Genomic DNA, 22909 nt, shown 5'->3' with positions numbered 1-22909 from the left:
GGATGCGCGGGCAATGTTCAGGACACGCGAGCGGACCGACACGACCAAGGCGAGCTCCAAACGCGAGAGCGGCGTGAAGGCCATCGTGTTATCGCTAACAACGCCTGTCAAGACTATCGATGAAACGTGCCCGAAGTATCCCCGTAACACCTCCCACCATCCTCAGTGGACACCACGCTCCCAGGTCGAACCCCGGTGACCATGAAGTTGTTGCGCCGACACGCCGGCATCGAGGGCAATAACTTCATGATCACCGAGGTCGCGTTCGGCCCGGACGCCTCAGTCGTCGAGGCAGGTGCGGACGGCGGCGGTGAGCAGATTGGCGCGCTCGTCGCCCATCCCGCGCATCTGGTTGACCACGTAGCCGAAGCCCACCTGATGCTCGGCGTCGGCGAAGGCCAGGTTCCCGCCCGCGCCGTCATGGCCGAAGCTGCGCTCACCCAGCAGGGGCCGGGCCGGTGGCGAGTGCAGCAGGAAGCCGGTGCCCCAGCGCTGCCCGGTGTCCGGCGGCCCGTGCCGCTGCTGACCACGCGAGCGGACCACTACCGCGTCGTCCACCGACGCCGCCGTGAGCAGCGGTCCACCCCGAAGATCCGACACACAGGCCGCGTAGAGGCGCGCGAGACCCTCGGCGGTGCTCACCGCGCCCGCGCCGGGCACACCGGCGGCCCGGATGGCGTCGTCGTTGAAGCTGACCAGGCCGTCGGCGTCGGCGGGGAAGGCGAAGGCGCCCCCCATGGTGATGCCCCGTTCGGCGACCGGGTCCACGAACGGGTCAGGTTCCGGGGGCGGTGCCAGGCCCCAGGCGACGGTGTCGCTCTCGGCGGCGGGGAGCCCCAGCCAGGTGTGCAGGCCGAGCGGGCCCGCGACGGTGTCGGCGAAGAACGCGCCGGGTAGTTGGCCGGTGATGCGGCGGACCACCTCTCCGACCAGCCAGCCGTAGGTCATCGAGTGGTAGCCGTGCGCCGTGCCCGGCTCCCACAGCGGGGCCTGCGCCTCGATCGCCTTGATGACCGGATCCCAGGCCAGGACCTCGTCGAGGGTCAACGGTCGGTCCACCGCGGGCAGACCGGCCTGGTGCGTGAGCAGCCAGCGCACCGGGATGTGCGCCTTGCCGTGCTGTCCGAACTCCGGCCAGTAGCGCGTCACGGGAGCGTCGAGGTCGAGCCGGCCCTGCTGGGCCAGCAGGTAGGCGCAGATCGCCAGGATCCCCTTGGTGCAGGAGAAGACGACGACCGGCGTATGCGCGTCCCACTGCCGCCCGGTACGGGTGTCAGCCACCCCGCCGTACAGGTCGACGACCTTGCGGCCCCGCACGTAGACGGTGACCGCGGCGCCGACCTCGCCCCGGGCTGTGAAGTTGTCGCGGAAGACGTCGGCGACGCGTCCGAAGCGATCGTCGACGTCGCCGTGGATCTGCGGCTGTGTGACCACTGCCTACCCCTTCACTGACCCCTGGATCAGGGCCTTGATGAACTGTCGCTGGAAGATCAGGAACACGATGAGGGTCGGGGTGAGGATCAGCAGCGACCCGGCGCACAGCAGCACCAGGTCGGTGCCCCACTGGCCCTGGAACGCGCCGAGCGCCCCGGCCATCGTGCGTTTGGTGGCGTCGTCCACGAGGACGATGGCGAGCAGGAACTGGTTCCACGTCCAGAGGAACATCAGGATCGTCAGCGAGGCGATCGCCGGCCGGGCGAGCGGCACCTGGACCCGCCAGAACAACTGCCACGTGCTGCTGCCGTCCACCCGGGCCGCCTCGGACAACTCGACCGGCACGTTGGTGAAGTGCGCCCGCATCCAGAACACCGCGAACGGCATGTACAGCCCGATCAGCGGCAGGATGATGGCCCAGCGGGTGTTGAGCAGGCCGAGGTCCTGCATCTGGTAGTAGAGCGGCGTGACCACTGCCTCGAACGGCAGGGTCAGACCCAGCAGGAAGAGACCGAAGACGAGTCGGCCACCGGGCACCCGCAGCTGACCGAGCCCGAAGCCGGCCATGGTCGCGATGAGCACCGACACCGGTACGACACCGGCCACGATGAGCAGGCTGGAGCGGAGCAGGGCCCCCATGTTCGCGGCGGTGAAGGCGTCGGCGAAGTTCCCCCACTGCGGGTCCGACGGCCACTCGAGGCCGCTGGGCACTGTGCCCCGGGGCTGCAACGCCGCCGAGAGCATGCTCACGAACGGCAGCAGGGTGACGACGATCAGGGCGATCAGGAAGACCCGGCCGGTCAACTGTTCGCGTCGGCTCAGGTTCACGGCTTCTCCCCTCGGCTCAGGCGCTGGATCGGCAGCACACACGCCAGCACCAGCAGCATGAGTACGACAGCGAGCGCCGAGGCGAGCCCCACCTGCCGCTGCGAGAAGGCCAGCCGGTAGATCTCCAGGCCCGGCACTGTGGTCTGGAGGCCGGGGCCGCCGCTGGTCGAGATGTAGACGATGTCGAAGCTCGCCAGCGCCGCGATGATCGTCACGGTGAGGCAGACGCCGATCTCCTGGCGCAGGCTCGGCAGGGTCACGGCGAGGAACTCGCGTACCGAACCGGCACCGTCGAGGCGGGCGGCCTCGTACAGCGCCGGATCGATCTTGCTCATGCCGGTGACCAGCAGGATCGTGCAGAGGCCGAGCAGGACCCAGGCCCCGATGACGCCGACGGCGGGCAGCGCCGTGTCGAAGTCGCCGAGCCAGGCACGGGCGACGCCACCCAGCCCGACCGCGCGCAGCGCCTGGTTGACCAGACCGTTCGACGAGAGCAGCCAGCTCCACGCGATGCCCGCCGCCACCAGGGGGATTACCTGCGGCAGGAACAGGATGGTCCGGACGACGGTGCCGAACGCGCCGGTGGTGATCCGGCGAACCATGCTCGCCACCAACAGCCCGAGCGCGACGGGGATGAAGCTGAAGAAGACGATCAGGACCATCGCGTTGCCGATGATTTTCAGCAGGTCGCTGTCGGTGAAGACGGTCAGGTAGTTGTCCAGGCCCACCCAGCGGGCCACCCCGATGCCGTTCCAGTCGTAGAGCGAGTACTGGAGCGTCAGGACGAGCGGGCGCAGGACGAACACCGCGTACATCACCAGGGCGGGCAGGACGTACAACCAGCCGGTCCCGGCCGCGCGGGCCCACCGGAATCGGTGGGCCCGCGTCGGGGTGGGGCGGGCGCGACGATCGTCGCGCCCGGTTGGTGCGCTGCCGAGGGCAGACGTCATCGGGACAGTTCCTTCTGATACTCGGCCTGGACCGCCTTCACGTACCCCTCGGGCGTCTGCTGACCGGCGATCAGCTTCTGCATCTCGGGCGTGATCGCGGCGGCGAAGATGCCGCCGGTCGCGTTCGCTGTGAAGTCCACAGCGCCGTTCTCCGCGCCGAGCTGCTGCGACGCCTTCAGGGTCTCGGCCAGCACTGTGTTCGGGGCGGCGCTCGGCACCGGCAGGTCACTCGGGCCGCCGGGGCTGGAACCGCCGACGGTCACCGAGATCTCGCGGGCCTTGGCGTTGGTGTGCACCCAGTTCAGGAAGTACGCGGCGGCGTCCGGGTTCTTGGCCTTGGCGGAGACGCCGAAGGTGTTGGGGGCGGACATCGCCACGTGCTTTCCACCGGGAGACTCGGTGGGGAAGAGGAAGAAGCCCACGTTGCCGGGCATCGACTTGTCGAGGTTGGCCGACTCCCAGTCGCCGTTGAACATGAACAGGCCGTTGCCCTTCTGGAACTCCCCCACCATTCCCGCGTAGTCCAGGGCGTTGGCGTCCTTGGTGAAGTAGCCGGCCTGGGCCCACTTCTGGATGGTCTGGGTGGCCTTCAGGGCGGCCGGGGTGTCGAACGTGGCCCCCGGCTTCTGGAAGATCCAGTCGGCGACCTGGGTCGGGTCGCCGAACTGGTTCTGTAGCGCCTGGTGCGGGAAGTTGATGCCAGCGGTGTTCTTGTTGAACTGCATGATCGGCTGGACCCCGCCGGTCTTCGCCTTGGCCAGCAGCTCCTCGAACTCGGCGACAGTGGCCGGCGGCTGGGTCATGCCGATCTGGCTGGCCAGCTTCTTGTTGTAGAAGACGCCGGTGACGCTGTAGCCGAGCCCCATCCCGTACAGCGAGCCGGTGCCCCGGGTGTTCTCGCCGACGCGCAGCTGCATGAGCTGCGAGGCGGGGAACTTGTCCCAGCCGTACGCGGTGAAGTACGGGTCGAGGTTCTTGAGCAGGTCGTCCTTGACCAGGTCGACCATGGTCGGGAGCCGGATGATGTCGGGCGAGTTGTCCGAGGCCATCACCCGGGGCGCGTTCTCCACGATCACCGTGAACTGGTCCTCGCGGATGTTGAACTTGACGTTCGAGTGCTGCTTGGAGAACTCGTCGGCCAACGCCTTGGCCAGCGGGAAGCCGGTCTCCGCGTACATCTCCAGGGTGATCGGGTCGGTGCCCAGCTCCGTCTTGACGGCGGCGTCGGACTTCTGGGTCGACGACCGGTCCTCGCCCGGCGCGCTGCAGGCCGTCGCGGTCATCCCGACCGCCAGCAGCGACGCGAGGAGCACCGTTCTCCGTCGCGGAAACTTTGTCAGCAATTCTGCCATCTCATGACTCCTTGACATCTCCACGCGTCCCGCGGCCCATGGCCGCGCGACGGCTCCACCGGGACCACCGCGACCGGGTGGCCGCCACGACACGTACGCCGTGACCTGTCGCCCGGGCGCAGCACCCGTACCGTCAGCGGAAAAGAACCCGGCACGGCCACCGAAGGCGCCTCTGGATGCACCAGAAGTGGTCGCTAAACTGATTTAGCAGAGCATGCGCGCGGCACGGGGAGCTGTCAAGGACAACTTGGCAACGGTGCGGAAACGTCGGGTTCACACCACGCCGACGTGACCGGCGCTCGATCCCGGGCGGCGACGCATCATGATGGGCGGGAGCGGCGCCTGTGGCACCGCGCCTGATTCGGAGGACTGATGGGCCGCAACAGAGCAACACTCGCCGACGTCGCGCGGAAAGCCGGGTTGTCCAAGACCGCCGCGTCGATGGTGCTCAACGGCAGGGAGGGCACCCGGCTCTCGGCCGAGGCACACCAGCGGGTGTTCGCCGCCGCCGAGGAACTCGGCTACCGGCCCAACCTCGCCGCGCGCAGCCTGCGCACCCGCAAGACGGCCACCATCGCGTTCGTCTCCGACATCGTGGCCACCACCCGGTTCGCCGGCGACCTCATCCGCGGCGCCCTCGACGCGGCCCGTGAACGGGACCACGTCCTGCTCATCACCGAGACGCAGGGCGACGCCACCTTCGAGCAGTACGCCATCGAGGCCGTCCTGGACCGGCAGGTCGACGGGGTGATCTACGCGGCGATGGCGACTCGACGGCTGGCGGTGCCCGCGGCCATCCTCGGCGGCCCGGTGGTGCTGCTCAACGCCACCAGCCCCGACGGTCTGCCCAGCGTGGTCCCCGACGACGAGGGGGCCGGCCGCTCCGTCGCCACCGCCCTGCTGGAGCTTGGCCACCGCGACGCGATCGCGCTCATCGGCCGCAACCGACTCAAGGAGGACGACCCGGAGGTCTCGCTCGCCGCCCGCGCCCGCCTGCACGGCATCCGGCAGACGCTGGACGAGGCAGAGGTCGGCCTCCTGGCCGAGTGTTTCTGCACCGAGTGGTTGCCCGAGCACGGGTACGCGGCCATGCGTGGCCTGCTGAGCAAGCCGAGGCGACCCAGCGCGATCATCTGCATGAACGACCGGCTGGCCTTCGGCGCCTACCAGGCACTCGGCGAGGCGGGGCTGACCGTCCCGGAGGACATCTCGGTCATCTCGTTCGACGACGACCCGATCGCCGCCTGGTTGCGCCCGAGCCTGGCCACCACGGCGCTGCCGCACGAGCAGATGGGGCGGCGAGCGGTCGAGCTGCTCCTGGACGGGGGCGCCGTCGAGCCCTCGCTCGTTGCGATGCCCCTGCGCCGACGCCGGTCCCTCGCGCCTCCGCCCGGCTGACCACCGGCCCTCCGATCCGTGCCGCCGGGTTGACGTTGGCCGACGCTAAAACGGTTTAGTGCTAGTTTTCCGACCATGCTTCGTCTACCCGACCACTGGGTGTGGGACAGCTGGTACGCCCGGGACGACAACGGCCTCTGGCACGTGTTCTTCCTGCGCGCGTCCCGCGCCCTGCACGACCCGCACCGCCGCCACCGCCGAGCCACAATCGGCCACGCCGTCTCGGCGGACCTGCGCTCGTGGCGCCTGGTCGCCGACGCCGTGGTCCCCGCCGACGCGCCCAGCTGGGACGACCTGGCGACCTGGACGGGCTGCACGGTCCGCGGGCCGGACGGACGGTGGTACCTGTTCTACACCGGGGTCGGTCGTGCGGAGGACGGGCTCGTCCAACGCATCGGACTGGCCGTCTCCGACGACCTCATGACCTGGCACCGGCACGGCACCGAACCGATCGTCCAGGCCGATCCCACCTGGTACGAGCTGCTGGACAAGGAGCTGTGGTACGAGCAGGCGTGGCGTGACCCGTGGGTGTTCCCCGACCCCGACGGCGAGGGCTGGCACATGCTCATCACCGCCCGTGCCAACACCGGCCCGGCGAACACCCGTGGCGTCGTCGGCCACGCCACCTCCACCGACCTCGTCACCTGGACCGTCGCGCCGCCGCTGTCGACCCCGGCCGGCTTCGGTCACCTGGAGGTGCCCCAGGTAGCGGTCCTCGACGGGCAGCCGCTGCTGCTCTTCTCCACCGAGGCCACCGGCAGCGCTCGGCGCGACGACCACCGGATCTGGGTGGCGACCGGCGAGACCGTCCTCGGGCCGTGGGACATCGCGTCCGCCCAACCGTTCGCCCACCCACACCTGTACGCGCCCCGGCTGGTCCCCGGACCCGCCGACGACTGGTCCCTCATCGGCTTCCTCGACCACGTCGACGAGACGTTCGTCGGGGAACTCACCGATCCCATCCCGGTCCGCTACGAAGCCGCGACCGGGTTGACAGTGGTCGAAGCGCCGTAACCGGACAGGTCCGGGCCGAGGCGTCTCGCCCCGGCCCGGACCTGTCGGTGTCCAGCTACTGGATCAGCTGCGCAGCTGCCACTGCTGGTTGGTGCCGCCGGTGCAGGACCAGAGGATCAGCTTCGTGCCGTTCGCCGTGGCGGCGCCGTTGGCGTCCAGGCAGAGACCCGACTGCACGCCCGTGATCGTGCCGTTGGCGTTGACGTTCCACTGCTGGTTGGTGCCGCCGTTGCAGTCCCAGATCACCACCTTCGTGCCGTTGACGGTGCCCTGGCCGGAGGCGTCCAGGCACTTGGTGCCGTAGACCATGAGCTGCCGGCTCGCGGTGTGGGTCCACCGCTGGTTGGCGGCGTTACTGATGCAGTCCCAGATCTGGGCCTGCGTGCCGTTGGTCGTGCTGGAGTTACCGATCTCGGCGCAACGACCCGACTGGACGCCCACGATCTGCACGTTCGTCGGGTTGGTGCTGCCACCGCTCTGCACGCCGGCCGTGTTGATCACCGTTTGCGCGCCCGACGGCCAGTTGCCGTTGCTGACCGTGACGTTGCCGTTGACGACGTTGCCGCGGTCACCGTTCGTCACATTCGTGCTGTTGTTCGTCGACCAGTTGTTGGTGACCGTGAAGTTGCCCATGTTCTCCGCGTACCAGTAGTTGGCGGTGGCCCAGGTGCCGGTGGAGGAGAACACGTTGTTGCGGGCGGTGTAGTAGCGCGAGCCCTCGTCGAAGTAGAGCCCGAACCAGCCGTTGGTGCGCAGGCAGTAGTTCTCGGCGATCAACCCGCCCGGGTTCGCCGACAGCGAGTAGATGCACCCGCCGTCGGTCATCTGCTGCATGACGTCGTGCACATAGTTGCCGATGACCTGGTTGTTGGCAGCGGTGGTCGCCGTGGAGTAGCGCGGCTGGTAGTTGTACAGGCCACGGTTGGCGTAGTGCTGGCTGCCGCCGGCGTCGTTGGCGCCCCAGCCGTAGCCGATCGACAGGCCGGTGTACGGCATGTTGTAGACCTCGTTGTGCGAGACCAGCGAGGTGTTCACGTAGGTGGTCAGGATCGAGACGACGCCCCGGTACTCCAGACCGAGATCATGCACCTTGTTGTTGCTGATAGTGATGTTGCGGTTGACCATCCGCTGGTCACTGGGGTGGTGGGCGTCGGCCCGCACGCCGCCGACCACGACGCCACCGGCGGAGTTGCGGGCGATCTCAGAGCGGGTGACGGTGATGTTGTTGGCCCCCAGGCCGACACCGCTGGCGTGGGCGTTGGCGTCGTTGCCGATGCCGATCGCGGTCTGCCCGAGGTTGACGAACTGGGAGTCGCTGAACGTGATGGTGTTCGCCGCGGAGACCTGCACGGCGGCGGGCATCTGGTTCCAGTTGGGCCGGGTGGCCTCGAACTGGGGGCAGCCGGCCTGGCAGGAGGTCAGCGCGTCGGACGGACGGGACCAGGTGCCGGTGATGTGAGCGCCGGTCTGCTGGTCGGCGAAACCGTTGCTGCTGCTCGGGCCGAGCCAGCTGGTGCCGGTGAAGGTGATCCCGCTGAACGAGATGTGGTGCGCGGGCGCGTCGTAGGTGCCGCCGACGTTCACCAGGGACTGCAACTGCGGCAGCTCCACGCTGACCGAGCTCATGTTCTGCCCGGCGAGCGGGATGTAGTTGAGCTGGCCGTTGCTGGGGTTGAGGTACCACTCCCCCGCCGAGTCCAGGAACTCGTACGCGTTGGTCAGGTAGAAGGGCCCGGCGCGGTGCGGGCTGGAGAGGGTGTCGAACCCGAAGGTGTTGTTGTTCCACGCGGGCTGCTGCATCGTCAGGAAGTTTCCGCTGATGCTCTGCACCGGCGAGTACCGGTCGGTGAACGAGCCGACGCTCTCCACCTCGACACGGTTCTGGTTACCGAGGTTGTTCAGGTAGTTGAGCGCGCTGTTGGTGAACCGCATGCCGGACGTGGTGAAGGTGAAGTCGGAACGGTTCACTGCGGTGCGTGCCCGGGTGGCGACGGCCCCGTTGACGTAGAGCTGACGGGAGTCGAGCCCGGCGCCGACGTTGGCCCGCCAGATGTTCTTCCCGGAGTCGACGAGCGACCAGCCCGTGACCGCCCGGGCGCCGGTGATCGTCGGACGTGCCCCGGAGGCCGCCCGCCAGATCACCTGATAGCCGTTGTTGCCCGAGTCGGCCGCGGTGAACCGCAGCGGCGACGAGAGCCGGTACGCGCCGTTGGCCAACTCCACGACGATGTCACCGGACATCGCGCTGTTGATCGCCCGCACCGCGGTCTGCGCGGCGGTCAGCGAACAGGGTTGGCTGGCGGAACACGTGGTGCCGGTGCCGGAGGGCGACGCGTAGAGAGTGGTGGTGGCCGCGAGGGCCGGGGACGCCGAGGCGGTTACCGCCACCAGGGCGGTCACCGCTGTCGCGGCGGCGCCGGCCAGCAGTCGGCGCAGCGCCGGAAGGGACGAGGACACGGGACGGTGCTCCTGACATGAGTTCGGGGTGGGGGTGGTGGAACGGCCTCGACCAGTGCGGGGGGTGGCCGGTCGGGGCGGTCATTCGAGGATCTCCCGGAGATAGCGCAGACCGTCAGTGGCGAGACGGTCCTGCGAGGGGGCCAGTGGACGCCAGATCGCCGCGGCGGTGGCGATGGCCTCGTTCTCCGCCGTGAACGACTCGATGCAGATCGCGCCCTGGTAACCGGTGTCCCGCAGGACGGCGAAGAAGCGGGGCCAGTCGAAGTGGTCCGCACCGGGAGCGCCCCGGTTGCTGCCGCTAACCTGGACGTGCTTGATGTGCCGGCCGGCGACCGCAAGGGCCGCGTAGGGGTCGGCCTCCTCGATGTTCATGTGATACGTATCGATCATGATGCCGACGTTGGGCGGTAGCCCGTCGATCAACTCGATCGTCTGCTCGATCGTGTTGACGACGCTCGTCTCGTAGCGGTTCAACGCCTCGACACCGATGCTCACGCCCAACTCGCCGGCCTGGTCGGCAACCGGCGCCAGGGCCCGCCGGAAATCCGCGTAGCAGGCCGCGCGAGCCGCCGGCGACATCCGCCAGGTGCGGCCGACCGAGGCGTACACCGGGCCGCCGACGCATCCAGCGCCGACGGCCGCCGCGCTCGCCACGCAGCCCATGAGGTACGCCACCGTCGACTCGACCACCGCTGGTGCGGCGTCGACCAGTTCCCGCCCCGGCGAGGTGACCGCGCAGACGCCGGCGGCGACGAGGCCGTGCGCCGCCAACAGGTCCCGGGTACGGATCGGGTCCCAGTCGCCGGGCTGCTCGATCGGCAACTCGACCGCGTCGAAGCCGAACGCGGCGATCCGCGGGATCAGCTCGGCCAGGGCCTTGTCGTCGACCGGCGAGGCCCAGACCCAGGGGTTGACGCCGATGGCGTACATCAGACCCTACTTCCAGCGCTGCGGGTAACCGGGCAGGTCGGTGCAGCCGCACATCGCGTAGTGCAGCGGCGGCATGCCCGCGTCGAGGTACTGGTCCAGGTTGTCCTGGGTGACTGTCGGCTGCGGCAGCTTCCACGGGTTGGACACCTGCTGGCCGTCGAGGATCCGCAGCGCCGCGATGATCGGCGTACGCCACTGGTAGGTCGGGTAGGTCGGTGCGATAGCGGTGAGCTTCTTGTCCTTCCAGATCTTCAGGAAGTCGAGCTGGTCCTCACCGTTCATCGGCGGAACCGGCTTGCCCGCGTCCTGGAACGCCTCGACCGCCGCGACGGCCACCGCCCCGGCGTCCATCCAGACCCCGTCGATCGTGCCGTACCGCTGGATGTAGTCGTCGACGATCTTCTTGGTCTTGGCCGGATCACCATCGGTGAACTCGACACCGACGACGTCGACCTTCGCCTTGTCGAACGCCACCTTCGCCGCCGACCAGCGGGTCTCCAGGACGTCGACGCCGGGCAGGATGCGCAGGGCGAGGACCTTGCCGCCGGGCTTCATCTTCTGGCTGACGAACTCGGCCCCGACGTGGCCGAACCCGTAACCGCCGATGGGGTTGATGAACGTCACCGGGCACTTCGTGTTGACGCCACGGTCGAAGACGACGACCGGCAGCCCGGCCTTGCAGGCCGCCTCGACGGCCGGGGTGAGCGTGGCGGTGGTGTTCGGCGAGACGATGAGCGCGTCGCAGCCCTTGCCGAGCAGATCGTTGATGTCAGCGATCTGCTTCTGGTCCTTGCCCTCGGCGTCGACGTGCACGAACTCCTTGATGCGGCTCTTCTGCGCCTCGACCTCGGCCTGCATGGTCTTGAAGCCGACCTGCCGCCAGGGGTTGTTCAGGGCCGCGTTCGAGAAGCAGATCTTGTGTGGGCCGTTCTTCTTGAACTTGGCGGTGTCGACCATCGTCGGGTTGAGCACCTGCTCCCAAGGCTTGTCGGCCGGGCCCGTCGGTGCCGCGTCGAGCAGCGCCAGCTCGGCGTCGTAGTCGGCCTGCACGAAGAACTTCGACTGGTCCCCGGTGCCGGACCCAGTGGCGGCGGATGCACTTCCCGACGGGCTGGCGGCTGGCTCGTCGGTGGCACAGGCGGCGAGGGACAGCAGGGTGACGGCGGCAATCGCCGCCATGGAACGTCGCACTATGGTTTCCCCTTTATCTCGAAGAAGAACGCGTTGCCGAGACCGCCACGGCGAGCAGGATGATCCCGCCCTGAACGGTCGACCTGAGGGCGCCGGAGACGCCGTAGAAATTCATGAGGGCGAACAGCAGTTCGAGGGTCAGCGCGCCGAGCATCGCCCCGACGACGGCGCCGCGGCCCCCGCCGAGCGCCACCCCACCGAGGACGACAGCGGTGATCGCACCGAACTCCAGACCAGCGCCGGCCTGGAACGACACGCCGCTGTAGCCGCCCAGCAGGATGGCCGCCACCGCCGCCGCGAGCCCGCTGAGGATGAAGGCGAAGGTCCGGGTGCGCCACACTCGTACGCCACTCAGCTCGGCGGTGCGCGGGTTGTCGCCGACGGCGACCAGCGTCCGGCCGAAGTCGGAGCGCATCAGCAGCACGGCAGCCACCGCCAGGACCACCAGGACCAGCAGCGCGTACGGCACGCGGCCCAGTACTGGCACGTCCTCGAAGGCCCGCCGGCCGAACCGCCGGAACTCCTCGGAGAGCCCACCCTTCGGTGCGCCGTCGGACCACAGGTAGACGGCGCCGACGAGGATCAGGAACATGCCGAGGGTGGTGATGAACGACGGCACCCGCAGCCGTGTCGTGATCAGGCCGTTGACCAGCCCGACCAGTGCGCCGAAGGCGAGCAGGAGCAGCACCACCGGCCAGGTACGCGCCGGGTCGCTGTCGATCAGCCGGGCGGCCACCACCACCTGAGCGGTGACCAGGGAACCGACCGAGAGGTCGAACTCGCCGGACACGATCACGAAATACTGGCCGGCGGCCAACAGGATGATCGGCGCCGACCGACCGAGGAAGGACATCAGCGACTGCGGGGCCAGGAAGTCGGGCTGCCGGATGCCGACGAGCACCAACAGCACCGCGAGGATCGCGAGGATCGGCAGGACACCACCGGGACGCACCCGCGGCAGACGCAGCGGCAGGGAACGGGGCTGGACGGTCTGCATGGCTAGGCCGCCTTTCGCATGGCCCGGCGGGCGTAGACGGCGACCGCGGCGATGATGATGACGCCCCGTATCACCTGCTTGAAGAAGGCGTCGACCTCGAGCTGGTTGAAGATGGCGTCGATGCTGGCCAGCAGCAGCACCCCGCCGACAGTGCCGATGACGCCGCCGCGCCCACCGGCGAGGGCGGTACCGCCGATCACCACCGCAGCGATCGACTCCAGGTCGTAGAGGCCCTCGGTGCCGACGCGCGGAGCGCCCGAGCCGAGCCGACTGGCGAGGTAGATGCCGGCGAGCCCCGCGCACATCGAGCACAGCATGTGGGCGGTGACGAGGACCCGGTCGTTGCGGACGCCGGAGAGCCGGGCCACCTCCGGATCCCCGCCGACGGCGACCAGGTGGTGACCGAAGCGGGTCCGCGAGAGCGCGAACCAGGCCGCGGCGGTGACCGCTATCAGCAGCAGGAACGACACCGGCACCGGACCGACGCGCTGATAGCCGAGCGCCTGCACCAGCGAGGGTGCCGTGGTGCCGGCCGGGCCGTCGTAACCGTTGTCGAGGTAACCCTTGAGCAGCAGCCCGACGCCGAGGGTCGCGATGAACGCATTGACCCGGAACCTGGTGACGAGGATCCCGTTGAGCAGCCCGACGCCGGCGCTGACGACAAGCACCAGGCCGATCGCCGGCAGCACCGCGCCGTCGCTGCCGTTCATCGTCTCGGCCGCGACGAGGGTGCTGAGGCTGATCACGAACGCCACCGAGAGGTCGAGCGAGCCCCCCAGGATGACCAGGGTCTGGCCCACCGCCACCAGCCCGAGGCCGGCGGCGACATGCAGCAGACTCACCGTCGTGGACTGGTTGAAGAGCTGACCCCCGTCGAGCAGGACGACCAGCCAGCCGATCGTCAGGGTCAGGGTCAGGGCCACGAACACGCCCGGTACGGAACGCCGGGCCGGCAGCAGCGACAGAGCGCTCACCGGGTCACCTCGGTTCGCGACTGCGGGGCTCGCAAACCCGGCTCACTCCTTGCGCTCACTGGACCGTCTCCCGCACGGCGCCGACCGCCAAGGCGACGACCTCCTCCTCGGTCGCGCCGGCGGGCAGCTCGCCCGCGACGTGGCCGTCCCTCATGACGACGATCCGGTCACTCATCCCCAGCAGCTCCGGTAGATCGGACGAGATCATCAGCACGGCCGCGCCATCACGGGCGAGGCGGCGGACGAGGTCGTGAATGGCTGACTTCGCACCGACGTCGATGCCCCGGGTCGGCTCGTCGAAGAGCAGGATCCGCGGTTTGAGCGCGAGCCATCGGGCCAGCACGACCTTCTGCTGGTTGCCGCCGGACAGAAAGCGGATCTCCTGGTCGTCGCCGGCGCCGCGGATCTCCACGGCGGCCAGCAACTCGCGTACCCGGGCGGTCCTCGCGGCCCGGCCGGACCGGGCGGCGAAGACGGCCCGGCTGGCGAGCAGCGCGTTGTCCAGCACCGACTGCCGGGGGACGATCCCCTCGCCCTTGCGGTCCTCGGTGACGTAGGCGATGCCGGCCCGCATGGCGGTGCGGGGTGAGCGTAGTCGGACCGGCCGGTCGTCGAGCGTGACGTCGCCGGTCGTGAACGGCGACACCCCGAAGATCGCGCGGGCCAGCGCCGAGCGCCCGGAGCCCTGGAGGCCGCCGATGCCGAGCACCTCGCCGGCGCGCAACTGGAGGTTGACGTCCCGCAGCTTCCGGTTTCCCGCGTCGCGAAGGTTGAGCCGCACCGGGCCCCGGTCCTCGGGGACGGCCCGGTCCGGGTAGTAGCTGGACAGTTCCCGGCCGACCATGTGCCGCACCAACTGGTCGGCGGTGGTGTCCACGGTGTCCACCGTGGTGACCCGACGGCCGTCCTTGAGCACTGTGATCCGACCGGAAAGGTCGAAGACCTCGGCGAGCCGGTGCGAGACGTACAGCAGCCCGATGCCCCGTTCCTGGAGTCGGCGCACCAGCCCGTAGAGCAACTCGACCTCGTGGTCGGCCAGCGCGGCGGTCGGCTCGTCCATGATGAGCAGCCGCGCGTCCAGGGCGAGCGCCTTGGCGATCTCGACGACCTGCTGCTGCGCGACGCCCAGTTGCCCCACCCGGGCGTCGGCCGGCAAGGTGGTCTCACCGATCGAGGCGAGCAGCCGCGCGGTGCGGTCGAGCATTGCCCGACGATCGACGAGCCCACGTCGGACCGGCTCGTGCCCCAGGTAGACGTTCTCCGCGACGGTGCGCTCCGGGAGCAGGTTGAACTCCTGGTGGATGATGCCGATGCCGGCCCGCTGCGCGTCGCGCGGACCACGGAACGTACGCGTCGCACCGGCGAACTCGACGGTGCCCCCGTCCGGGGCGTACCCGCCCGAGACGATTTTCATGAGGGTCGACTTCCCGGCCCCGTTCTCACCGACGACGGCGTGCACCTCGCCGGGCGCGACATCGAGGTCGACACCGTCGAGGACGCGGACTCCGAGGAAGGACTTGCCGATGCCCCGAAGGGTGAGAAGCGGCGTCGGCGGCGGATCTGACATCCCGAAAGCCCTCACAGATAGTAGTTATCGACTGGACCCATCCCCGCGTTCCGGCGGTTTTGCCGCACCGCACGGCGAACTTTCGTGGCTATCGACGAAGGCTTATGTTTGCGTGTTACGAACATTCCCTTGACATCGTCGAAACATCACACGTATGAAGATAGATGTTTGGATGCGGGTCCGCAATCCTCGACCGGGGCTGATTGCCAGGGCCGTCACCCGATCGACAGCGGCGCCCCAGCGAGGGAGCCGTGCACGACCGTCGTCACCTGGGCAGGACGTCGGACGTCACTCCATTAATTGACACTGTTCTATCTCTAGCTCATCCTGACCTCGTGGATCAACGGACGAGATCTACAGCGACCATCACGCTGTGTGACGTTCTGCGGGTCTGACTGCCGTCTCGGCGAACGGCACGAAGACCGACCACCGCACCCCGTGCACCCTTGCGCGTCCAGGCATAACCTGGCGCGCCGTGGGGCCCGTGGTGGCAATCGGAGTTGCCCGCCCAACCTAGGAGACGGCATGCGTCGCAACACATTGCTCATCTCAGTGATCGCCGGCCTGTTGCTGGCGCTCGGACTCGCTCCACCGGCGTCGGCCGCCCCGGCCTTCCGCGCCCTGGTGTTCACCAAGACCACCGGCTATCGGCACGACTCGATCCCCGCCGCGATCGCCATGGTCCAGCAGCAGGCCACCGCGAACAACTTCGAGGTGGTGGCGACCGAGGACTCGAGCGTCTTCACCGCCAGTAACCTGGCGACCTTTGACGTGATCATCATGCTCCAGACCTCCGGCATGGTCTGGACCTCGACCGCCCAACGTCAGGCGGTGGAGGGCTACCTCGCCAGCGGCAAGGGCATCGTGGCCGTCCACAACGCCACCGACATGGGCATCGAGTCCGAGTACCCGTGGTGGGACCAGACCATCAACGGCGGCGCCCACATGCCCGAGCACTCCCCTGGAGTGCTGCCCGGCACCGCGATCGTCGCCGACAAGAAGCACCCGTCGACGGCCTCCCTGCCGGACCGGTGGAACCGCAGCGAGGAGTGGTACAACTTCGACACCAACCCGCGCGGCAAGGTGCACGTCCTGGTGACCGCCGACGAGCGCACCTACAACCCGGGATCCCGGGCGATGGGCCCGGACCACCCGATCTCCTGGTGTCGGGACACCGGCGGCGGGCGGGTGTGGGCCACCGCGATGGGCCACGCGATCGCCTCCTACAGCGAGACGAACTTCCAAAACCACGTCCTCGGTGGCATCAAGTGGGCCGCCGGGAACGCTCCCGGCGACTGCGGCGGCACCGTCTGGAGCAACTTCGAGAAGCGCACCCTGGACGACAACACAGTCGACCCGATGGCGATGGCAGTGGCCCCGGACGGGCGCGTGTTCTACGCCCAGCGCGGCGGGCAGCTGAAGATCTTCAAACCCTCCACAAACAGCACGGTGACCGCCGGGACGCTGAGCGTCTACACCGGCGGTGAGGACGGCCTCACCGGCATGGCGCTGGACCCCAACTTCGCCACCAACGGGTACGTGTACCTGTACCACTCGCCGGCGAGCAGCTCGACCGACGTCAACCGGGTCTCCCGCTTCACGATGAGCGGCGACACGCTGAACACGTCCAGCGGCGTGACGATCATCGACATCCCGGCGTACCGGGACCGGACGTTCCCGGAGCCCGGCCACACCGGCGGTTACATCGAGTTCGGTCCGGACGGCAACCTCTACATCGGCACCGGCGACGACACGCCGCCGAACCTCGACCCCAACTGGCAGGGCTACGCCCCGCTGGACTGGCGCTCGGGTAAGTCCAACCTGGACGCCGCCCGGACCGCGGGCAACACGAACGACCTGCGCGGCAAGCTGCTGCGTATCCGCCCCGGCGCCAGCGGCAGCTACACCATCCCGAGCGGCAACCTCTACCCCCAGGGCACGGCGCAGACCAAGCCGGAAATCTACGCGATGGGCTTCCGCAACCCGTTCCGTTTCTCGATCGACGCGGCCACCGGCTGGGTCTACCTGGCCGACTACGGGCCGGACCGCAACCCGCCCACCACCAACCGTGGCCCGGAGGGCCTGGTCGAGCTGAACGTGATCAAGACGCCCGGCAACTACGGCTGGCCGTTCTGCCACGGCAACAACCAGCCCTACGCGCCGTACAACCCCGACACCGGCGTGGTCGGCGCGAAGTTCAACTGCTCGGCACCGGTCAACAACTCACCCAACAACACCGGGCTGACCAGCCTGAAGCCGGTCGTCATGCCCAACATCTGGTATGGCTACCCCGCCTCGACGACCTTCCCGGAGCTGGGCTCCGGCGGCTCCGCGCCGATGGGCGGCCCGGTCTACCGGTACGACGCGGCGAACCCGTCCGCGACGAAGTTCCCGCCCTACTACGACGGGGTGCACTTCTTCTACGAGTGGTCGCGCAACTACATCAAGGAGGTGCACTTCGACTCCTCCTCGGCGGTGACCCGCACCAACCCGTTCCTGCCCGGCGGTGGGTTCAACAAGCCGATGGACATGGAGTTCGGCAAGGACGGCTCGCTCTACCTGCTGGAGTGGGGCACCAACTTCGGCGGCGGCAACAGCGACTCCGGGCTCTACCGGATCGACTACATCCAGGGCGGCCGGTCACCGATCGTCAAGGCCACCGGCACACCCACCAGCGGCACCGCACCGCTAACCGTCCAGTTCAGCAGCGCGGGCACGTCCGACCCGGACGGCAACACGCTGAGCTACCTGTGGACGTTCGGCGACGGCACCACCTCGACGGCGGCCAACCCGTCGAAGACGTACACCTCGAACGGCAACTACACGGCCCAGTTGAAGGTCACCGACAGCACCGGTAAGACCGGCTTCGCCAACGTCCCGATCACGGTGGGCAACAGCGCCCCGGTGGTCACCATCACCACACCGGGCAACGGAGGCATGCTGACCTTCGGCGACAAGGTGTCGTACCAGATCACCGTGACCGATCCGGACGGCGGCACCGTCGACTGTTCGAAGGTCATCCTCAACCCGGCGCTGGGTCACGACGACCACGCGCACGAGACCACGGAGTACCCGGGCTGCTCGGGCACCATCTCCACCGATCTGCTCGGTGGGCACCCCGATGGCGCCAACCTGTTCTACGTGCTGAACGCGCGGTACACCGACAACGGCGGCTCGGGAGGCGGGTCCCCGCTCACCGGCACCGCGCAGGCGATCCTGCAACCGAAGCACAAGCAGTCCGAGTACTTCAGCAGCCAGTCCGGCATCCGGGTCGTCGACCAGGCCGCGGCGGAGAGCACCAAGCGCGTCGGTGACATCTCCACCAACGATTGGATCGCGTTCAGCCCGATGAGCCTGTCGGGCATCTCGACGGTCAGCTACCGGGTGTCGTCGCCCTCCGGTGGCGGTTCGATCGAGCTGCGCGCCGGCTCGCCGACCGGCACCCTGCTGGCCACCACCACGGTGCCCAGTACGGGCGGCTGGGACAACTACCAGTCCACGACTCCGGTGAGCGTCGCCGCGCTCAGCGGGACACAGACGCTCTACATGGTGTTCAAGAACAGCAGCAACTCGTTCGATCTGGACTCGCACACCTTCGGCGGCAACGGCGTCGGAACACCCGGCACCGGTGGTGGCCTGGCGGGCAAGACCTACACCCTCACGGCACAGCACAGCAACAAGCTGATGGACGTCAGCGGTGTCTCCACCGCCGACGGCGCCCAGATCACCCAGTGGGCGTCCACCGGTGGCAACAACCAGAAGTGGCAGGCGGTCGACGCCGGCAGCGGCGCGGTCTACCTGAAGGCGGTGCACAGCGGCAAGTGCGTCGAGGTGGTCGGCAGCTCCACAGCGGCGGGTGCCTTCCTCCAGCAGGCCACCTGCAACAACGGCAACCAGCAGAAGTTCACCGCCACCGCGACCGGAACCTCCGGCGTGTACACGGTGCGCAACGTGCTGAGCGGGCTCTGTGTGGACGTCAACGGTGCCGCCACCACCGACGGCGCCCGGCTGTTGCAGTGGACCTGCCACAGCGCCGCCAACCAGCAGTGGCGGTTCACCGCGGTGTGACCCCGCAACTGTCGCGGTAACAACTGACGTCCCGGTCGGGACCGGTGTCCGAGTAACGGAGCCGGTCCCGGCCGGGACGTCGTCGTCGGTCAGGCAGGCAGGCCGGGCGGCGCGGCGAGCAGCCCGGCCGCCGCCAGGTCGTCCCACAACTCCTCCGGTACGACGATCCCGGACCGTCGTACCGTCTCGACCGCCTGCGCCTCGTTGCGAACGCCGACCACCGTCGACACCACGGCCGGGTGCCGGCGGACGAAGGCGAGGGCCGCCTGCGGCAGGGTCACCCCGTATGTCTCGCAGACAGTGGCGATCCGCCGCGCCCGCTCGATCAGCGCCACCGGGGCCTGCTGGTAGTTGTAGACGGCGTCGGCCGGCGGCCGGTCCCGCGACAGCAGACCCGAGTTGTAGACGCCCGCGATGACCACGCCCACCCCCCGGTTCTCGGCGGTCGGCAGCAGGTCGGCCGCCGCGCCCTGTTCGAGCAGGGTGTACCGCCCGGCGCACATCATCACGTCGACGTCGGTCTCCCGGACGAACCGCGCCAGCATCGCCGACTGGTTCATGCCGGCGCCGATGGCACCCACGACACCCTCGTCCCGCAGGTCGATCAGGGCGGGAACGGCCTCGTGCGCCGCCTGCTCCCAGTGCTCGTCCGGGTCGTGCAGGTAGACGATGTCGATCCGGTCCAGCCCGGTCCGGTCCAGGCTGGCCTCGATGGAGCGGAGCACGCCGTCGCGGCTGAAGTCCCACACCCGCCGGTGGGTCGCGGGCACGTCGAACCCGTCGGAGTCCCGCAGGTGCGCGTCCTGAGGCGACGGCACCAGGAGTCGCCCGACCTTCGTCGACACCACGTACTCGTCGCGCGGCCGTTGGCGCAGCGCGGCGCCGAGGCGGCGCTCGGACAGCCCGAGACCGTAGTGCGGCGCGGTGTCGAAGTACCGGACGCCCGCCTCCCACGCGGCGTCGACCGCCGAGGCGAACTCCTCGTCCGTCGTCGTCCGGTACAGGTTGCCCCCCTGGGCGGCGCCGAAGCCCAGCTCGGTGAGCCGTAGCTGCGGGCGGCGCGGCAGTGCGCGCGCCATCATGACGGCCCCAGCCCGTAGACGCGGCGGGCCGTCTCGCCCCAGACCGACGCCCGGCCGGTAGCGTCCTGGCCCTCCAGCAGCTCCGCCAGGGTGTCGACCCACCGCTGGTAGGAACTGGCGAGCAGACAGACCGGCCAGTCCGAGCCGAACATCAGTCGGTCCGGCCCGAACGCGTCGAGGGCGTCCTCGACGGCCTGTCGGAGGTCAGCCGGCGTCCAGTGCGGGAGCGGCACCTCCGTCACCAGCCCGGAGAGCTTCGCCGTCGTGTTGGCCGAGGCCGCCACCGAGCGCAGGTCCCGGCTCCACTCGGCCATCTCCGGACTGCCGAGCGCCGGCTTGCCCAGGTGGTCGAGGACGAAGCTCACCTCGGGCAGGTCTCGCGTGAGACGCGCGGCCATGGGGAGCTGGTGTTGGCGTACCAGCAGGTCGAAGACGAGGCCGGCGGCGCCCACCGCCGCGATCCCCCGACGGACGTCGGGACGGTCCAGGTACGCCGGGTCGCTCTCGGACTGCACGAGGTGGCGGATGCCGACGAGGCGTTCCCCACCTCGGGCCGCCCGCAGACCGTCGAGGCGCTCCGCAACGTCGTCGGCGGTCAGGTCCACCCAGCCGACGACCCCACGGACCAGTGGGTCCTCGGCCGCCACTCCCAGCAGGTCGACCGTCTCCGTGTCGGAGGCGACGGACTGCACCACCACTGTCGCGGTGACCCCGGCCGCCCGGGCCAGCGGCGCGAGATCGGCGGGTTCGAAGTCGGCGTCGATGGCCGCCATGGTCACCGGGTCGATCCACGGCTGCGGGTGCCGGGCGCGGACCCAGAGGTGGTGGTGCGCGTCGACGATCCCGGCCCGCCCGGGCTCCTGTGCGCCCGTCATCGGCCCAGCCAGCCGCCGTCGACGGGCAGCACGACGCCGTTGACGTAGTCCGACGCGGTCGACGCCAGGAAGACGGTGGCGCCGCCGAGATCGTCGGCCCGGCCCCACCGCCCGGCCGGGATCCGGCCGAGGATCGCCTGGTTGCGGTCGGGGTCGTCGCGCAGCGCCTGGGTGTTGTCGGTGGCGATGTAGCCGGGTGCGATGGCGTTGACGTTCACCCCGTGGGCCGCCCACTCGTTCGCCAACGCCTTGGTGAGACCGGCCACGCCCGACTTCGACGCGGCGTAACCGGGGACGGTGATGCCGCCCTGGAAACTCAACAGCGACGCGGTGAAAATGATCTTCCCTCGGCCGCGCTCGACCATCGTCCGGCCGATCTCCCGGCTGAGGATGAACTGGCTGCTGAGGTTCACCTCGATCACGTGGTCCCACATCTCGTCCGGGTGCTCCGCGGCCGGCGTCCGGGCGATCGTGCCGCCGTTGTTCACCAGGATGTCGACCGGCCCGAGAGCGGTGATGTCGCGGGCCAACCGGTGCACGGCCGCCCGGTCGCCGAGGTCCGCCCGCAGCGCGGTGAACCGGCGGCCGGTGGCGCGCACCCGGCGTTCGACCTCGCTGCCCTCCGCTTCGAGCTGGGCGGAGACCCCCACGATGTCGGCGCCGGCCAGGGCCAGGGCCTCGGCCATGGCGAGACCGATACCGCGCCGCGCCCCGGTCACGACGGCGGTCTGGCCGGACAGGTCGAACAACGTGGTCACTGGTTACCCTCCCGCACATCGAGCAGCACCTTCATGACGCCGCCACCCTCCAGCGCCGCGAAGGCCGCGCTGGCCGCCTCGACCGGCTCGACCCGGGAGATCAGCTGCCGTGCCGGGATCGCACCCGAGGCGACCAACCGGATCGCCTCCACCATGTCGTCGCGCTGATACAGCCGGGCACCCAGCAGTTCCAGCTCACGCCAGAAGAACCGGTGCAGGTTGACCTCGCGGGGCTGAGGATGGATCGCCACCATGACCAGCCGCCCGCGAGTGGTGAGAACGTCGACCGCCGTGGTGACTCCGGCCGGGGAGCCGGACACCTCGAAGGCGATGTCGGCGCCCGCGCCATCGGTGCGGTCGTTGACCAGCGCCACGACGTCGGTCGCTCGCGGATCGACGGCCTCGATCCCGATCCCCTCCGCCACCTCCCGTCGGAACGGGTCCGGCTCGACGAGGAGCACCCGCGCGCCACGGCCCCGCGCGACGATGGCGATGAGGACGCCGACCGGCCCACCACCGACCACGACCACCTGGTCGTCGGCGGTCACGTTGCCCCGGCGTACGTCGTGCACGGCGACCGCCACCGGCTCGACGAGCGCCGCGTGGTCGAGGGGCAACTCGTCCGGAAGCGGCAGGACCAGCTCCACCGGCACGGTCCAGGAGGACTGCATGGCACCCGGTGAGTCGATGCCGAGGAAGTTCATCGCGTGGCAGACGTGGGAGTTGCCCCGCTGGCAGGCGGCGCAGCGTCCGCAGGGCCGGGTCGGCATCACGGTGACGGCCTGACCGATGCTCCAGCCGGTCACGCCCTCGCCGACGGCCGCGATCCGCCCGGACATCTCGTGCCCGATGATCGCTGAGTCACCGACCCGGGCGTCCATGTCCCCGTGGTAGATGTGCAGATCCGTACCGCAGATGCCGGTGTACGCCACCTCGATCCGTACCTGGCCGGGGCCCGGTGGCTCCGGGTCGCGGTTCTCGATTCCGAGGTGTCGCGCTCCCCGGTAGACGACTGCCTTCATCGTTCCTCC

The 22909-nt window shown here is 69.4% G+C and carries 16 protein-coding genes and 1 pseudogene; 3 read left to right on the top strand and 14 right to left on the bottom strand.

The window, feature by feature from the left end:
• Window positions 1–279 precede the first annotated feature (279 nt).
• The 4 genes from PSH03_RS15670 to PSH03_RS15655 are packed head-to-tail and all read right to left on the bottom strand — an operon-like array spanning window position 280 to window position 4564.
• Window positions 280–1434: a serine hydrolase domain-containing protein gene (locus PSH03_RS15670; protein WP_238689559.1), complete on the bottom strand. Its 1155-nt coding sequence runs from the start codon at window positions 1432–1434 to the stop codon at window positions 280–282.
• Window positions 1435–1437: 3 nt separating this feature from the next.
• A complete protein-coding gene (locus PSH03_RS15665; RefSeq protein WP_124860646.1) occupies window positions 1438–2262 on the bottom strand; it encodes a carbohydrate ABC transporter permease in 825 nt (274 codons plus the stop codon).
• Window positions 2259–3212, bottom strand: coding sequence for a carbohydrate ABC transporter permease (locus PSH03_RS15660; RefSeq protein WP_238689558.1), 954 nt, complete (start codon window positions 3210–3212; stop codon window positions 2259–2261). The genes PSH03_RS15665 and PSH03_RS15660 overlap by 4 nt, the downstream gene beginning before the upstream one ends.
• Window positions 3209–4564, bottom strand: a complete 1356-nt coding sequence (locus tag PSH03_RS15655; RefSeq protein WP_112585272.1) for an ABC transporter substrate-binding protein — start codon at window positions 4562–4564, stop codon at window positions 3209–3211. Before PSH03_RS15655 ends, PSH03_RS15660 begins: the two co-directional genes overlap by 4 nt.
• A gap of 372 nt (window positions 4565–4936) precedes the next feature.
• On the opposite strand from PSH03_RS15655, the gene PSH03_RS15650 reads away from it, so the two are divergent.
• Entirely contained in the window at window positions 4937–5962 is a 1026-nt protein-coding gene (locus PSH03_RS15650; protein WP_238689557.1) for a LacI family DNA-binding transcriptional regulator, read from the top strand.
• Window positions 5963–6016: 54 nt separating this feature from the next.
• A pseudogene (locus PSH03_RS15645) lies at window positions 6017–6976 on the top strand (family 43 glycosylhydrolase); the annotation flags it as partial.
• Between the two features lie 63 nt (window positions 6977–7039).
• Here the strand turns inward: PSH03_RS15645 and PSH03_RS15640 are convergent.
• The 6 genes from PSH03_RS15640 to PSH03_RS15615 all read right to left on the bottom strand — a co-directional run bounded on the left by PSH03_RS15640 (window position 7040) and on the right by PSH03_RS15615 (window position 15095).
• Window positions 7040–9433 (bottom strand): RICIN domain-containing protein, encoded by a 2394-nt coding sequence (locus PSH03_RS15640; RefSeq protein ID WP_210781630.1) that lies wholly within the window; start codon window positions 9431–9433, stop codon window positions 7040–7042.
• A gap of 81 nt (window positions 9434–9514) precedes the next feature.
• Window positions 9515–10366, bottom strand: coding sequence for a sugar phosphate isomerase/epimerase family protein (locus tag PSH03_RS15635; protein WP_238689556.1), 852 nt, complete (start codon window positions 10364–10366; stop codon window positions 9515–9517).
• A 6-nt stretch (window positions 10367–10372) separates the two neighbouring features.
• Complete coding sequence (locus PSH03_RS15630) at window positions 10373–11557, bottom strand: substrate-binding domain-containing protein (protein ID WP_238689555.1); 1185 nt, start codon at window positions 11555–11557, stop codon at window positions 10373–10375.
• Between the two features lie 13 nt (window positions 11558–11570).
• Entirely contained in the window at window positions 11571–12554 is a 984-nt protein-coding gene (locus PSH03_RS15625) for an ABC transporter permease (RefSeq protein WP_091401048.1), read from the bottom strand.
• Window positions 12555–12556: 2 nt separating this feature from the next.
• Window positions 12557–13528 (bottom strand): ABC transporter permease, encoded by a 972-nt coding sequence (locus tag PSH03_RS15620; protein ID WP_210781632.1) that lies wholly within the window; start codon window positions 13526–13528, stop codon window positions 12557–12559.
• Between the two features lie 55 nt (window positions 13529–13583).
• The gene (locus PSH03_RS15615) at window positions 13584–15095 is read right to left on the bottom strand and encodes a sugar ABC transporter ATP-binding protein (protein ID WP_238689554.1); all 1512 of its coding nucleotides are present in this window, start codon (window positions 15093–15095) and stop codon (window positions 13584–13586) included.
• 525 nt (window positions 15096–15620) lie between these two features.
• Between PSH03_RS15615 and PSH03_RS15610 the strand changes: the two genes are divergently transcribed.
• Window positions 15621–19163 (top strand): ThuA domain-containing protein, encoded by a 3543-nt coding sequence (locus PSH03_RS15610; RefSeq protein WP_210781634.1) that lies wholly within the window; start codon window positions 15621–15623, stop codon window positions 19161–19163.
• Between the two features lie 89 nt (window positions 19164–19252).
• On the opposite strand, the gene PSH03_RS15605 is transcribed toward PSH03_RS15610, so the two are convergent.
• The 4 genes from PSH03_RS15605 to PSH03_RS15590 are packed head-to-tail and all read right to left on the bottom strand — an operon-like array spanning window position 19253 to window position 22900.
• A complete protein-coding gene (locus tag PSH03_RS15605; protein ID WP_238689553.1) occupies window positions 19253–20245 on the bottom strand; it encodes an aldo/keto reductase in 993 nt (330 codons plus the stop codon).
• A complete protein-coding gene (locus tag PSH03_RS15600) occupies window positions 20242–21120 on the bottom strand; it encodes an amidohydrolase family protein (RefSeq protein WP_238689552.1) in 879 nt (292 codons plus the stop codon). The genes PSH03_RS15605 and PSH03_RS15600 overlap by 4 nt, the downstream gene beginning before the upstream one ends.
• Window positions 21117–21878 (bottom strand): 2-dehydro-3-deoxy-D-gluconate 5-dehydrogenase KduD, encoded by a 762-nt coding sequence (kduD, locus tag PSH03_RS15595; protein WP_210781637.1) that lies wholly within the window; start codon window positions 21876–21878, stop codon window positions 21117–21119. The genes PSH03_RS15600 and kduD overlap by 4 nt, the downstream gene beginning before the upstream one ends.
• Window positions 21875–22900, bottom strand: coding sequence for a zinc-dependent alcohol dehydrogenase (locus PSH03_RS15590; protein ID WP_238689551.1), 1026 nt, complete (start codon window positions 22898–22900; stop codon window positions 21875–21877). Before PSH03_RS15590 ends, kduD begins: the two co-directional genes overlap by 4 nt.
• Window positions 22901–22909: the final 9 nt, after the last annotated feature.

This window comes from Micromonospora salmantinae, assembly GCF_022230905.1.
GTDB lineage: Bacteria > Actinomycetota > Actinomycetes > Mycobacteriales > Micromonosporaceae > Micromonospora > Micromonospora salmantinae.
Note: the sequence above shows the minus strand (reverse complement) of the source record. Positions and strands in the feature narration are given on the sequence as shown.